Genomic DNA, 12708 nt, shown 5'->3' with positions numbered 1-12708 from the left:
CGGCCCCCGGGTCGACTGCCCGGGGGCCGGTGTTGATCACCGGATACCCACGCTAGACCGCGCGCTCCCACGGTCGTTGCCCAGTTGGGGAACTTCGCCGGGCTGCTTCCCGCTCCCGATGGAGCGCTCGTACGACAGCCCGAATGCGCCGGGAGCGCGCACGCCCGGGCGGCTCGGGGCGTGCGCGCCCGGGGTCACGAACCGACGGCCTCCGGCTCCCCGAGGCCGGCCGCCGGGGCCGGTGCCGGGTCGTGGGCGCCCGTCGCGGCGGGGGTGGCCGGGGCGGCCGCGGGGGTCGCGGCGCCCGTGACGAAGGGGCGCCACCAGGGGGCGGCCGGGGCGTCGGGGGCGCCGGGTTCGAAGGGCTGGCCGGGGATCGGCAGGGCGATGGCCGCGCCGGCCGCGCCGGCGGCGGCCACGGTGCCCTCGCCGGGCTCGTCCCACGGGTGCGGGGCCAGGTTGAAGGTGCCCCAGTGGATGGGCAGCATCGTGCCGGCCGGGGCGCCGCCCTGGAGGTCGAGGTGGGCCCGCATGCCCTCCTCGGGGGTCATGTGGATGTCGGGCCAGTACTCCGAGTAGGCCCCGATCTGGATCATCGTGGCGTCGAACGGACCGTGCTCGGCGCCGATCTCCTTGAAGCCGGGGAAGTAGCCGGTGTCCCCGCTGTGGAAGATCCGGTGCTCCTCGCCCGCGACCACCCAGGAGGCCCACAGGGTGAACTGCTGGTTGCGCAGTCCGCGCCCGCAGAAGTGGCGGGCCGGGGTGGCCGTCAGGGAGAGGCCGGCGACCTCGGTGGACTCGTTCCAGTCCAGCTCGCGCAGCCGGCTCGCCGGCACGCCCCAGCGCTCCAGGTGCGCGCCGACGCCCAGCGGGACGGCGAAGACCGTGCCGGTGCCGGCCAGGGCCTTGATGGTGGGCAGGTCCAGGTGGTCGTAGTGGTCGTGGGAGATGACCACCACGTCGACCTCGCCGAGGGAGGCAAGCGGCACCGGTACGGGGTGCAGGCGCTTGGGGCCGGCGAAGGGGAAGGGGGAGCAGCGGTCGCCCCAGACGGGGTCGAAGAGCACGCGGCGGCCGTCGATCTCGGCGAGCACGCTGGAGTGCCCCATCCAGGTCAGGCGCAGTCCGCTCGCCGGCGGCTTGGCCAGCTCGGCGAGGGTGGTGGGGTGGACGGGGATCGGCGCGCCGGGGACGCGCCGGATCCGCTGCTCCTTGTGGAAGTAGATCCTGGCGAACTCCAGCATCGAGCCGGAGGGCCTGGTCCTGGCCCCCACCGGGTTCTGGAAGACGCCGTCGGCGAAGTTCGGCGAGCGCAGGATGCGCTCCAGCCGCGCGCCGGACGGGTCCGCGCCGAAGGCTTCGGGCCGCAGGGCGCGCAGCCGGGGACGCAGGGGAAGGGAGCCGGTCAAGGCGCCTCCTGGGGAGTGCGGGTGGGGTGGGGCGGGGTACGCCCACGACCATCCCAACGCGCACCGGCTTCCCAGGATTCCGCCGCGCGGCCCCCGGTCGGTCCGGTCCGGCCCCGCCGGTCCGCCCGGCCGGCCCGGCCGGCGGCGGGCCCGGCGGGAGGGCCGGGCCCGGCCGTCCGGGCTACAGCGGGAGCAGGTCCGGGCGCTTCGCCTCGACGTTGTCACCGGAGGACTCGCCGCGCAGCCGCCGCCCGATCCAGGGCACGAGGTGCTCGCGCGCCCACTGGATGTTGTCGCGGGTGACGTCCACGGAGCCGCGCGGAGCGGCCGGCGGCCAGGGCTGGTCGGGGTCGGCCGGGACCTCGTAGCCGAGGACCTGCGCGGCGCGCAGGGCGACGCGGGTGTGCCCCTCGGGGGAGAGGTGCAGGCGGTCGTCGTCCCAGGCGCGCCGGTCCTGTACGGTCTTGAGCGACCAGAGGTCGAGCACCGGGCAGCCGTAGCGGTCCGCGATGGCGCGCACGTGGACGTTGTACGTCGCGATCTTGCCGCGCAGGTGCTTGAGGACCGGCACGCCCCGGGTGTCGAAGCCGGTGGTGATCATGACGAGGCCGACGGAGGCCGTGAGGTCGGCCACGGCCGCCTCGAAGCGCTCGGCCACGTCGTCGGGGTCGCTGCCGGGCCGGATGATGTCGTTGCCGCCCGCGCAGAAGGAGACGAGCTCGGGGGCCAGTTCCTTGGCCCGCGGCACCTGCTCCTCCACGATCTGGTCGAGCACCTTGCCCCGTACCGCCAGGTTCGCGTAACGGAAGTCGTGCTCGTCGCGCTGATCCGCCAGGAGTACGGCGAGGCGGTCCGCCCAGCCGAGGTACGAATCCCCGGGTCCCGGGTCCCCCACGCCTTCGGTGAAGCTGTCCCCGATCGCCGCGTACGAGCCGATGGTCTTGAGTGTCGTCTTCGTCGCTGCCACGGGAACCCATCCTTCACCCCCGCCGCCAACCTACGCCAACGTAATGAGGGGTTGACGGACCGTGATCTATACCACGCGGGGGATAAGGAATAAGTACAAGCGGGGCCGGGACCCCCCTCGGGTCCCGGCCCCGCACGCGCCGGCGCTCCGCCGCCGGGGCGGCCTCAGACGCTGACGCCCTTCGAGCGGAGGTAGGCCAGCGGGTCGATGTCGGAGCCGTACGACGGGCCCGTACGGATCTCGAAGTGGAGGTGCGGGCCCGTCACGTTGCCGGTGGCGCCGGAGAGTCCGATGGTCTGGCCGGCGGTGACGGTCTGGCCCGTGGAGACGTTCAGCTGGGACAGGTGGCCGTACTGGGAGTACTTGCCGTCGGCGTGCCGGATGACGACCTGGTTGCCGTACGCACCGCCCCAGCCTGCGGAAACCACGGTGCCCGCGCCGACGGCCCGGACGGTGGTGCCGGTGCTCGCGATGAAGTCCACGCCGGTGTGGTAGCCCGAGGACCACATGGCGCCGGGGGTGCGGTACTGGGTGGAGATGCCGCCGCCGACCGGGGCGACGAAGCCGGCGGCGCTCGCGGGCGCGGACTGCGCGGCGGGCGCGGACTGCTTCATTCCGCGGGACGGGGCGGCGGCGCCCTTCAGCTGCGCGGCGCCGGACGCGCCGGCCGCGCCCGAGCCGGTGGCGGCGGCAGAGGAGGGCGTCGCGTCGGCCGCGTCCTCACCGGCCGCCGGAGTTCCGGTCGAGGATCCCTCGGCCGGTGCCGCAGCCGCCTTGGGAGCGGGGGCCGCGGCCTGCCCGCCGAGGGTCAGACGCAGGCCCGGGTGGATCAGGGAGGGGTCGTCGCCGACGGCCTCGCGGTTGTCCGCGTACAGCTGCTCCCAGCCGCCGGAGAGGCCGCGCTCGGCCGCGATGGTCGAGAGGCAGTCGCCGGACACGACGGTGTACGCGGACGGGGCGGCGGCGGGCGCGGCGGCGGGGGCGGCCGCCGTGAACGCCGCCGGGGCCTGGGCGGGGGCCGCGGCCGGGGTCACGGCGGCGGGGGCGGCCGCGTGGGCGCCGGCGGCGCCCATGAGCGGCAGCGCGAGGGCGGCGCCCCCGGTCCCGGCGAAGGCGAGTCCGCGGGATATGGAACGGGACTTCGGGCGGCGGTGCTTACCCTTTCCGGGCATGACGCATTTCCTCTCCGGCGCCTGCGAGGTGAGCTGTCGGGTTCGGACTGGAGATGTCCGGCCGTACGCGTACGGCTTCACCCCGAGCCGCACCGGATGCGATCCGGTCCGGCGGCCTACCTGGTTCCCCCGCTCCTGCCGCGCGTGGTTGTCGGGTGCGGTTTCCCGGGCGGCGGCAGGATTAGGCGGTCCACCCGGATCGCTCGCGAAGGTAATCCAGCGGGGGCGCGGGCAACAAGCCGTGAATTCCCTGACGGAATAGCAGGTATGAGGGATCAACGGAATTCCGGTCACCCTGCGTCCATTCCGGACCGGCAACGGCCGTTCCGGCCAGGGAATTCGACTTTCGCGATCAGGCACGCACGGTCACCGTATGATCTGGCTCACGGAGTTCGGCCCGATCTCGCGTCCACCCATGGCAAGTTGGTCCCAACCAGAGCAATTCGGACACGCTGCACGCACGGAGGAGCACACGTGACCCAGCAGATACCGCAGGACCTTCCGGCGCACCCCGAACCGGCGCCCGAGATGACCGGAGTGCGCAATTTCCGCGACGTGGGCGGCCTGCCGACCACGGACGGACGGAGGGTCAGGCCGGGACGACTGTTCCGAAGCGGACATCTGGCACATGCCACCGAAACCGATGCGGAATTCCTCACCTCCCTCGGTCTGCACACCGTCTTCGACTTCCGCAACGGTGCCGACCAGGCCGTGGAGGGCCCGGACGTCGCACTCCCGGGCGTGCGCAACGTGAACATCCCGCTCTCGGACCCGGCCGACGGCGGGGAGTTCTGGCGGATGGTCCGCGAGGGAGGCCTCGACCTGCTCCGGGGGCTCCTGGGCGGGGGCAGGGCCGCCGCCCGCATGGCGGCGTCGTACCGCGAGATGGTCCGCGGCCGCACCGCCGAGCACAGCCGGGTGGTGCACGCCCTCGCCGAGGGCAGCGTGCCGGCGCTCCTGCACTGCGCGGCGGGCAAGGACCGGGCGGGGCTGTCGGTCGCGGTCACCCTGCTGGCGCTCGGAGTCGACCGCGAGGCGATCCTGGCGGACTACCTGGTGTCGGGCGCCCCCCACAACCGCTACCGGATGCGGCGCGGCGGCGACGTGCCGGAGGCCCGCTCCGCCGAGGTGGCGGAGCTGCTGGCGCCGCTGTTCGACGCCCGCGCCGAGTACCTCCTCGCCGCGTTCGAGACCATCGACACCCACTGGGGCGGGGTCGACCGCTACCTGGCCGAGGGCCTCGGACTCGCCCCGGCGACGCTGGAGGCACTGCGGGACCGGCTGCTGGACTGAGGCCGCGCGGGGCCCCGGCGGACCGGGGCCCCCACGGCCGGCTAGCGGTTGCCCACCGCCTGCTTGACCAGGGTCCGGCCGAAGTCCCACATCAGCGAGCCCCCGCCGTGCGCCTCGTCCATGACCTCGCGGAAGGCGCCGACGAACCGGTCCACGTCCGCCTCGTCCACGATCAGCGGCGGGATCAGCTTGATGACCTCCAGGTGGTCCCCCGAGACCTGGGTGAGGATCCGGTGCCGGTTCAGCAGCGGCACCACGACCATCTGGGCGAACAGCCCCTTGCGGGCCGCCTGGAGCATCGTCCAGCGGCTGCGCAGGCCCAGCGAGGACGGGCGGCCGAACTCGATGCCGATCATCAGCCCGCGCCCGCGCACCTCGTGCAGCATCTCGTACTCGTCGACGAGCGCGGCCAGCCTCCCGCGCAGCAGGTCGCCCATGGCCCGGGCGTTGGCCACCACCTCCTCGCCCTCCATGACGTGCAGGACCGCCAGCCCGGCCGCCATCGCCTGGGCGTTGGAACCGAAGCTCGCGGAGTGCACGAGGACTCGGTCCATCGACGAGTAGACCTTCTGGAAGATCCAGTCCTTGCCCAGGGTCGCACCGACGGGCACGTAGCCCCCGGACAGGGCCTTGGCCACGCACACCAGGTCCGGTTCCACGCCCGGTTCGTTCTGGTACGCGTAGAAGTCCCCGGTACGGCCCAGGCCCGTCTGCACCTCGTCGGCGATCAGCAGCGCCTTGTGCCGGTGCAGGAGCTCCTGGGCGGCGGCCAGGAACCCCGGCGGGGCGGCGTGCACCCCCTTGCCCTGGATCGGCTCCACGACGAAGGCGGCCACGTCGCCGCGGCGCAGTTCGCGCTCCAGGGCCGCGAGGTCCCCGAGGGCGATCTTCGTGTCGGGCAGCAGCGGCGCGAATCCGTCGCGGAAGCCGCCCTCGCCGTTGACCGACAGCGAGCCCGTGGTGAGCCCGTGGAAGGCGTGGTCGCAGTAGAGGATCCTGGGCCGGCCGGTGGCGTACCGGGCGAACTTCAGGGCGGTCTCGACGGCCTCGGTGCCGCTGTTGCCGAAGAAGACCCGGTCCAGGTGGGGGCTGTGGGACAGCAGCTTCTCGGCCAGCAGCCCGGGCAGCGGCGGGCAGTCGAAGCGGGTCAGGTCGGCGAGGCCGGCGTCCAGGACGTCGTGCAGGGCCCGGCGGACCACGGGGTGGTGGCGGCCCAGGCCCATCACCCCGAAGCCGGCGAGCATGTCGAGGTAGTCGTTGCCCTCGTCGTCCCAGAAGTGGGCGCCCTCGGCGCGCACGTAGACCTTGTCGAAGCCGATGGTGCGCAGCATGCGGGGCAGCTGGTGGTTGAGGTGGCGGGCGTGCAGCTCGTAGCGCTCCCCGCCGCGCCCGGCGAGCAGCGCGGCGAGGTCGAAGCCCCCTCCCCCGCCGGCGGCCCCCGTCCGCGGCGCCGTCATGCCGACGCGTCCCGGTTCCCGGCGATCGTCTCGCGGGCGGCGCGCAGGGACTCCTTGAGGGAGCCCATGGTGGCGAGGACGGCGGTCGGCTCGTAGCCGCAGTGCGCCATGCAGTTGGCGCAGCGCGGGTCCTTGCCCCGGCCGTACTTGCTCCAGTCGGTGTCGTCGACCAGTTCCCGGTAGGTGGGCACGTATCCGTCGCTCATCAGGTAGCAGGGGCGCTGCCAGCCGAAGAGGGAGTAATTCGGAATGGCCCAGGCCGTGCAGGGGAAATCGGCCTTTCCTTCCAGGAAGTCCAGGAAGAGCGGGGAGTGGTTGAGCCGCCAACGGCGCCGGTTCCCGCCCGCGAAGGCCTTCTTGAAGAGTTCCCGGGTCTGTTCGACGCCCAGGAAGTGTTCCTGGTCGGGGGCCTTTTCGTAGGCATAGGCGGGCGAGATCATCATCTCGTCGACCTGGAGGTCGTCATTGAGGTAGTTCAGCACCTCGATGACGGTCTGGGGGGTGTCGGTGTTGAAGAAGGTGGAGTTGGTGGTCACCCGGAAGCCGCGCCGCTTGGCCTCCTTGATGGCGGCGACGGCCTCGTCGAAGACGCCTTCCTTGGCCACGGATTCGTCGTGGCGTTCGCGCAGTCCGTCGATGTGCACGGCGAAGGCGAAGTAGGGGGACGGGGTGAACTTCTCGATCTTCTTGCGGAGCAGCAGGGCGTTGGTGCAGAGGAAGACGTACTTCCGCCGGGCCACCAGCTGCCGGACGATCTCGTCGATCTGCGGGTGCATCAGGGGCTCGCCGCCCGCGATGGACACCATGGGCGCGCCGGACTCCAGGACGGCGCCCACCGCCTGGGCGACGGGCATGCGCTGCTTGAGCACCCCGGCCGGGTGCTGGATCTTCCCGCACCCCTCACAGGCCAGGTTGCAGGCGTAGAGCGGCTCCAGCTCGACGATCAGCGGGAACTTCTCGCGCTTGCGGAGCTTCTGTTCGAGAAGATAGGTCCCGACCCTGATGGACTGTCGCAACGGCATGGCCATCTGGTTCACCTCCTGGGAAGCAGCAACGAACGGTGCCAGTCATGGAAAGCGGGAAGTACGGCACGTAGGACACGGAAGGCAGATATTCCACCGCGCACCGTGCCGATACGGACGAGCTCGTGCTCGGGAGCGTCCACGATCACCCGGACGGCGGCAACGGGGCGGCCCGCGCCGGATGCGGTCCACAGGGTGGCCGCGGACTCCATGTCGACCGCGAGGGCGCCGGAGGCGCGCAGCCGGTCGCGCTCCTGGCCGCGGACGACGTGGTCGGAGCCGGTCAGCGCGCCGGTGTGCACGGTCCGCCCGGGGACGGCGCGGGCCAGGGCCTCGGCGAGCAGGGCGGTGCCGGTACAGGTGACGGCCCCTCGGGGGTCGCGGGTCTCCTCGGCGACGACCAGGTCGCCGGGGTTCATGCCGGGCAGCAGGCCGGCGCAGAAGCCGGTGGCGAGGACGGCGGCGCGCTCCATCCCGGGCCGTCCCAGCGCCCGGGCCACGGCCCGGTCGGCGGCGCGCGGGCCCATGCCGGTCCGCAGCACCGTGCCCCCGGCGCCGCCGAGGGCCGCCCGCTCGATGCGCAGGGCGCAGGCGATCAGCAGCGGCGGCGGGGCCGGGGCCGCCCGGGCGGACATCAGGCCCCCTCGGCGGTGACGGCGGCGGGCGCGGCCCCGCCCGTGTGCCGGGCGGCGGCGGCCGGGGCGAAGGGCTCCCCGTGGAGGTAGCGGCCCAGGGCGGTGAGCGGGAACACCTGCCGGTAGAGGTGGTAGTTGATGGAGAAGTCCCAGGGGAAGCCGGTGCCGGTGAAGTACGGCTCGTCCCAGGTGCCGTCGGCCCGCTGGGTCCGGACCAGGTACGCGAGCCCGCGCCGGACGGCCTCGCCCTCCCGCTCCCCCGCCGCGAGCAGGGCCATCAGCGCCCAGGCGGTCTGGGAGGCGGTGGAGGCGCCCTTCCCGGCCCAGGAGCGGTCCCGGTAGGAGCGCTGGTCCTCGCCCCAGCCGCCGTCCCCGTTCTGCACGGACTCCAGCCAGCCGACGGCCCGCCGGACGGCCGGGTGGCCCGGGGAGATCCCGGCGGCGGTCAGGGCCGGCACCACCGAACCGGTCCCGTAGACGTAGTTGGTGCCCCAGCGGCCGAACCAGCAGCCCTCCGGCTCCTGTTCGGCGAAGAGCCAGGCGATGCCCCGCCGGGCGCGCGGGTCGCCGGCCTTCCCCTCGGCGGCGAGCATCTCCACGACGTGGGCGGTGACGTCGGCGGAGGGCGGGTCGATGACCTCCCCGAAGTCGCAGAAGGGCAGCCGGTTGGGGAGGGGGCTGGTGTTGTCGGCGTCGAAGGCGGCCCAGCCGCCGTCCGCGGACTGCATCCCGAGGGTCCAGGAGACGCCGCGGTCGATGGCGGCCTCCACCTTCCCCGGCTCGGGGTGGCGGATGCGGCGCAGGGCGAGGACCACCTCGGCGGTGTCGTCGACGTCGGGGTAGGTGTCGTTGTGGAACTCGAACGCCCAGCCGCCGGGGGCCAGTCCGGGTCGGCGCACGGACCAGTCGCCGCTGCGGCGGATCTCCTCGCCGAGCATCCAGTCGGCGGCCTTCACCAGCGCCGGGTGGTCGGGGCGGACGCCCGCGTCGGCCAGGGCGATGGCGGCGAGGCAGGTGTCCCAGACGGGGGACTGGCAGGCCTCGACCATGCGGGCGCCGTCCTCGCGCCAGACGGCGAAGCGGTCGAGGGACTCCAGGCCGGCCCGCATCACCGGATGCCCGAGGTCGTAGCCGAGCAGGTGCAGGGCGATGACGGAGTACACGGCGGGGGGCTGGATCCCGCCCCAGCAGCCGTCGTTCTCCTGGCGTTCGACGATCCAGCGGCCGGCGGCGGCCATGGCCGCCTTGCGCAGCCGGCGCGGGGCGACGCGCCGGTAGAGGTGCAGGGCCTTGTCCATCCGCTGGAAGGCCCCGTCCCAACTGGCCGCCGGAGCCAGCGGTTTGACCGGGTACGGGTCGCGGGCGTCGGCGTGCAGCTCGTCGAGGGCGAAGGGGGCGGGGCGGACGGGCCGCAGCGCGGAGACGACGGTCAGGGGGACGATCGTCTGGCGGGCCCAGCAGCCGAAGTCGTAGATGTTCAGGGGCGCCCAGGACGGCAGGAAGACCAGTTCGGGCGGGAGTTCGGGCAGGTGGTCCCAGCTCCACCAGCCGAAGAGGGCCAGCCAGATCCGGGTGAAGACCCGGGCGGAGGCGAGGCCGCCCTGGTCGCGGATCCACGCCGAGGCGAGGGCCATGTGCGGGGCGTCGGGCGGGTCGCCGGCCAGGCGCAGGGCCACGTACGCCTCGATGGTGGCGGAGAGTTCGGGCGGCCCGCCGTGGAAGGTGGCCCAGGTGCCGTCGGGCTGCTGCTCGCCGCGGATGAAGAGGGCGGCGGCCCGGGTGGTCTCCTCGTCCCGGATGCCGAGGAACTGGCGCAGCAACAGGTCCTCGGCGTCCATGGTGACGTTGGTCTGGAGGTCGCCCTTCCACCACCCGGCCGGGTCCTGGCGGTCCAGCAGTTCCCGGACGGCCCGGTCCGCGGCCTCCCGGACGCCCTCCGGCAGGCCGGTGTCCTCGCCGGACGGGCCGGCCGCGGCGGCCGGGGCCGCCGCGGCGTCGTGTCGCGGATCCGCGCCGTCGGTGAGCGCACCGGCGCCGTCGGTCGTCGCTGTCATGGCTTCCCCTTCGTACAGTGCGTCGGCTGTGCCCGGGTCTGCCGTCGGCCGGTGCCGCCCTCAGGAGGGCTGCCCGGCCGGCGACTCGCGATTCATATCCACTTTCCGGCGGGGATCACCTCTTGCGCACGACGACGAAGTCGGCGAGGGCGACGAGCTGCTCGCGCACCCGCTGCGGCATGTCCACCTCGTCGAGGGCCCGGACGGCGATCGCGTGCTGGCGGCGGGCCTCGTCGGCGGTCCACTGGCGGCCGCCGGCGGCCTCGATGAGGGCGGCGCGGTGGGCGAACTCCTCCTCGGAGAAGTTCTCGAAGTCGTTGCTCTTGGCGTCGGCCGCGAGCAGCCGGGCGAGTTCCTCACATGCGGGTCCGCCCGCGGCGAGGGCCGCGACGACGGGCAGGGACTTCTTGCGCTGGCGCAGGTCGCTCCAGGTCTGCTTGCCGGTGGACTCCGGGTCGCCCCAGATGCCGAGGAGGTCGTCGACGGCCTGGAAGGCGAGGCCGAGGTGGTAGCCGTACTCCTCCAGCTTGTCGGCCGTGCGGTCGTCCGCGCCGCCGAGGACGGCGCCGATGGAGACGGCGCACGCGAGCAGGGCTCCGGTCTTGTTCCCTTCCATCTCCAGGCATTCCTGAACGCTGACGCGCTCGCGGTGCTCGTAGGAGATGTCCTGGGCCTGGCCGTCGATGAGCTTGCGGCTGGCGGTGGTCAGCCGGCGGGTGGCGCGGCCGGCCTCGACGGTGCCGAGTTCCAGCAGCACCTCGTTGGCGAGGGCGAAGAGGGCGTCGCCGACGAGGATGGCGAGCGCGGGGCCGTGGACCTTCCACACCGTGTCGCGGTGGCGGCGCTGCTCGTCGCCGTCCATCAGGTCGTCGTGCAGCAGCGAGAAGTTGTGGACGAGTTCGACGGCGACGGCACCCGGGACGCCGACCTCGGCGGCGGCGCCGGCGGCCTCGGCGGAGAGCAGCGCGAGGGCGGGGCGCACGGCCTTGCCGCCGTCGCCGTCCGCGGGATTGCCCTGGGCGTCGATCCAGCCGAAGTGGTAGGCGGCGACGGTGTCCATGGGCGCCGCGAGCCGGTCCACCGCCGCGCGGAGCACGGGGGTCGACAGCGTGCGGCCGCGTTCGAGGAGGGCGAGGGTGTCGGCCTTCTCCACTCCCCCGCCGGCCGAGCCGGCGCCGGCATCCGTGTTCTCGCTAGCCGGGTTCCCCGGGTTCACTGGCTCTCCTCTGGTTCCTGTACGTGCTGTGCTGGTGGTGCTCGTGGTGGTCGTCATACCGCCTCCTGCAGAGGATGTTCCCGGGGGCGGCCGAGAGCGGCGAGCGCGGCGTGTGCCGCGCCGAGGCCGCTGCGGACGGCGCTCTCCATGGTCGCGGGCCAGCCGGTGGCGGTCCACGCACCGGCGAGATAGAGCCCCGGCGTGTCGGTTCGGGGGCCGGGGCGCAGCCGGCCGACGCCGGGGCTGGGGGCGAAGGTGGCGGTGCGCTCGCGGGTGACGAAGAAGTCGCGGACCTTCGCGCCCCGGGCGGCGGGCAGCAGCCGCTCCAGTTCGGGCAGGTACTTGGCGCGCAGGACGGAGACCGGCTCGTCGATGTCGTCCTGGGCGACGGACTGGGACAGGGCCAGGTACTGGCCGCCGTCGGTGAGTCCGGAGGAGTCGGTGCGGTCGAAGACCCACTGCACGGGGGTGCCGAGGGCGGCGAAGAAGGGCTGCCGGAGCACCTTGCGGTCGTAGACGACGTGGACGTTGAGGATGGGGGCGGTGCCGATGTCGAGGAGCTTGTCGGGGTCGGCGAGCGCGCCGGCGGGCAGCAGGCCGTGGGCCTCGCGCTGCGGGACGGCGAGGACGACGGTGCCGGCGTCGAGGGACTCCCCGTCGGTGTCGACCCGCCAGTTCCCGTCGTCGGTACGGGAGATCGCGCTCACGCGGGTGCGCAGTGCGGTGCGGACGCCGGCGGAGTCGAGGGCCTTGCGGGCGAGGGTGTCGTGGAGTTCGCCGAGCGGGACGCGGGCCCAGCCGATGTCGGCGGCGCCGTTCTCGGAGAGCAGTCCGGTCTTGAAGACCATGGCGGCCAGGCCCAGGGAGGACTGCCGGGCGGTGGCATTGAGGGTGGCGATGCCGACGAGGTCCCACAGGGCCTCGATGGTGCGCGGGCTCTGGCCGTAGCGGGCGAGCCAGGTGGCGAAGTCGAGGCCGTCGAGCGCGGGGTCGGCGGGGTCGAGGCGGCGCAGCGCGAGGGCGGCGCGGCCGACGGACGCCCGCTCGGCGAGGGAGAGGTGCGGGTAGCGGGCCAGGGAGGAGGCGAGGTGCAGGGGGACGGGCAGGGCGCTGCGGCGCAGCCGGCCCAGGCGGGGTCCGGAGGGGTGGGCGACGTCGAGGACGGGGACGTCGAGCCGGTCCTGGAGCGGGGCGAGGGCGGCGCCGTCGACGCGGTCGAGGAACCAGCGGTAGGCGGTGCAGCAGCGGAGGTAGACGTGCTGGCCGTTGTCGACGGTCAGGTCGCCGCGCTTGAAGGAGAAGGCGAGGCCGCCGAGGCGGGGGCGCCCTTCGAGGAGGGTGACCCGCAGTCCGGCGTCGGCGAGTTCGAGGGCGGCCGTGACTCCGGCGAGCCCGCCGCCGACGACGACGGCGCGGCCGTCGCCGGCTGCGCCGCCGGTTGCGCTGCCGCTCATGAGGCCTCCCGGGTGGTACGCCGGCCCGC

The 12708-nt window shown here is 73.8% G+C and carries 10 protein-coding genes and 1 riboswitch; of the genes, 1 reads left to right on the top strand and 9 read right to left on the bottom strand.

Annotated features, from left to right (window positions below; genetic code table 11):
• Positions 1-194: 194 nt before the first annotated feature.
• From ACZ5NJ_RS12170 to ACZ5NJ_RS12160, 3 genes are all read right to left on the bottom strand, one after another.
• Positions 195-1409 (bottom strand): MBL fold metallo-hydrolase, encoded by a 1215-nt coding sequence (locus tag ACZ5NJ_RS12170; RefSeq protein WP_468764668.1) that lies wholly within the window; start codon positions 1407-1409, stop codon positions 195-197.
• A gap of 181 nt (positions 1410-1590) precedes the next feature.
• Complete coding sequence (locus ACZ5NJ_RS12165; RefSeq protein ID WP_468764666.1) at positions 1591-2376, bottom strand: SGNH/GDSL hydrolase family protein; 786 nt, start codon at positions 2374-2376, stop codon at positions 1591-1593.
• A 164-nt stretch (positions 2377-2540) separates the two neighbouring features.
• A complete protein-coding gene (locus ACZ5NJ_RS12160; RefSeq protein ID WP_468764664.1) occupies positions 2541-3548 on the bottom strand; it encodes a LysM peptidoglycan-binding domain-containing M23 family metallopeptidase in 1008 nt (335 codons plus the stop codon).
• Positions 3549-3551: 3 nt separating this feature from the next.
• Positions 3552-3701: riboswitch (cyclic di-AMP (ydaO/yuaA leader) on the bottom strand.
• Between the two features lie 321 nt (positions 3702-4022).
• On the opposite strand from ACZ5NJ_RS12160, the gene ACZ5NJ_RS12155 reads away from it, so the two are divergent.
• Positions 4023-4841 carry a tyrosine-protein phosphatase gene (locus tag ACZ5NJ_RS12155; RefSeq protein WP_468764662.1) on the top strand — a complete coding sequence of 273 codons (819 nt, stop codon included), beginning with the start codon at positions 4023-4025 and terminating at the stop codon, positions 4839-4841.
• 41 nt (positions 4842-4882) lie between these two features.
• On the opposite strand, the gene ACZ5NJ_RS12150 is transcribed toward ACZ5NJ_RS12155, so the two are convergent.
• The 6 genes from ACZ5NJ_RS12150 to hpnE form a co-directional block, all read right to left on the bottom strand.
• Positions 4883-6298, bottom strand: a complete 1416-nt coding sequence (locus ACZ5NJ_RS12150; protein WP_468764660.1) for an aspartate aminotransferase family protein — start codon at positions 6296-6298, stop codon at positions 4883-4885.
• The gene (gene hpnH, locus ACZ5NJ_RS12145; RefSeq protein WP_468764658.1) at positions 6295-7326 is read right to left on the bottom strand and encodes an adenosyl-hopene transferase HpnH; all 1032 of its coding nucleotides are present in this window, start codon (positions 7324-7326) and stop codon (positions 6295-6297) included. Before hpnH ends, ACZ5NJ_RS12150 begins: the two co-directional genes overlap by 4 nt.
• A 5-nt stretch (positions 7327-7331) precedes the next feature.
• The gene (locus tag ACZ5NJ_RS12140; protein WP_468764656.1) at positions 7332-7955 is read right to left on the bottom strand and encodes a phosphorylase family protein; all 624 of its coding nucleotides are present in this window, start codon (positions 7953-7955) and stop codon (positions 7332-7334) included.
• Positions 7955-10009 carry a squalene--hopene cyclase gene (gene shc / locus ACZ5NJ_RS12135; RefSeq protein WP_468764654.1) on the bottom strand — a complete coding sequence of 685 codons (2055 nt, stop codon included), beginning with the start codon at positions 10007-10009 and terminating at the stop codon, positions 7955-7957. The genes ACZ5NJ_RS12140 and shc overlap by 1 nt, the downstream gene beginning before the upstream one ends.
• A gap of 115 nt (positions 10010-10124) precedes the next feature.
• The gene (locus tag ACZ5NJ_RS12130) at positions 10125-11225 is read right to left on the bottom strand and encodes a polyprenyl synthetase family protein (RefSeq protein WP_468764652.1); all 1101 of its coding nucleotides are present in this window, start codon (positions 11223-11225) and stop codon (positions 10125-10127) included.
• A gap of 53 nt (positions 11226-11278) precedes the next feature.
• Positions 11279-12679, bottom strand: coding sequence for a hydroxysqualene dehydroxylase HpnE (hpnE, locus tag ACZ5NJ_RS12125; RefSeq protein WP_468764650.1), 1401 nt, complete (start codon positions 12677-12679; stop codon positions 11279-11281).
• Positions 12680-12708: the final 29 nt, after the last annotated feature.

The sequence above is a fragment of the Streptomyces sp. NPDC032091 genome, assembly GCF_055580265.1.
This window is presented reverse-complemented; position numbering and strand designations above follow the sequence as displayed.

What these genes read in the sequence shown, in the direction of transcription:
- ACZ5NJ_RS12160 (WP_468764664.1), bottom strand. Translation starts at nt 3,548, where the DNA reads ATGCCCGGAAAGGGTAAGCACCGCCGCCCGAAGTCCCGTTCCATATCC.
- ACZ5NJ_RS12150 (WP_468764660.1), bottom strand. Translation starts at nt 6,298, where the DNA reads ATGACGGCGCCGCGGACGGGGGCCGCCGGCGGGGGAGGGGGCTTCGAC.
- hpnH (WP_468764658.1), bottom strand. Translation starts at nt 7,326, where the DNA reads ATGGCCATGCCGTTGCGACAGTCCATCAGGGTCGGGACCTATCTTCTC.
- ACZ5NJ_RS12140 (WP_468764656.1), bottom strand. Translation starts at nt 7,955, where the DNA reads ATGTCCGCCCGGGCGGCCCCGGCCCCGCCGCCGCTGCTGATCGCCTGC.
- shc (WP_468764654.1), bottom strand. Translation starts at nt 10,009, where the DNA reads ATGACAGCGACGACCGACGGCGCCGGTGCGCTCACCGACGGCGCGGAT.
- hpnE (WP_468764650.1), bottom strand. Translation starts at nt 12,679, where the DNA reads ATGAGCGGCAGCGCAACCGGCGGCGCAGCCGGCGACGGCCGCGCCGTC.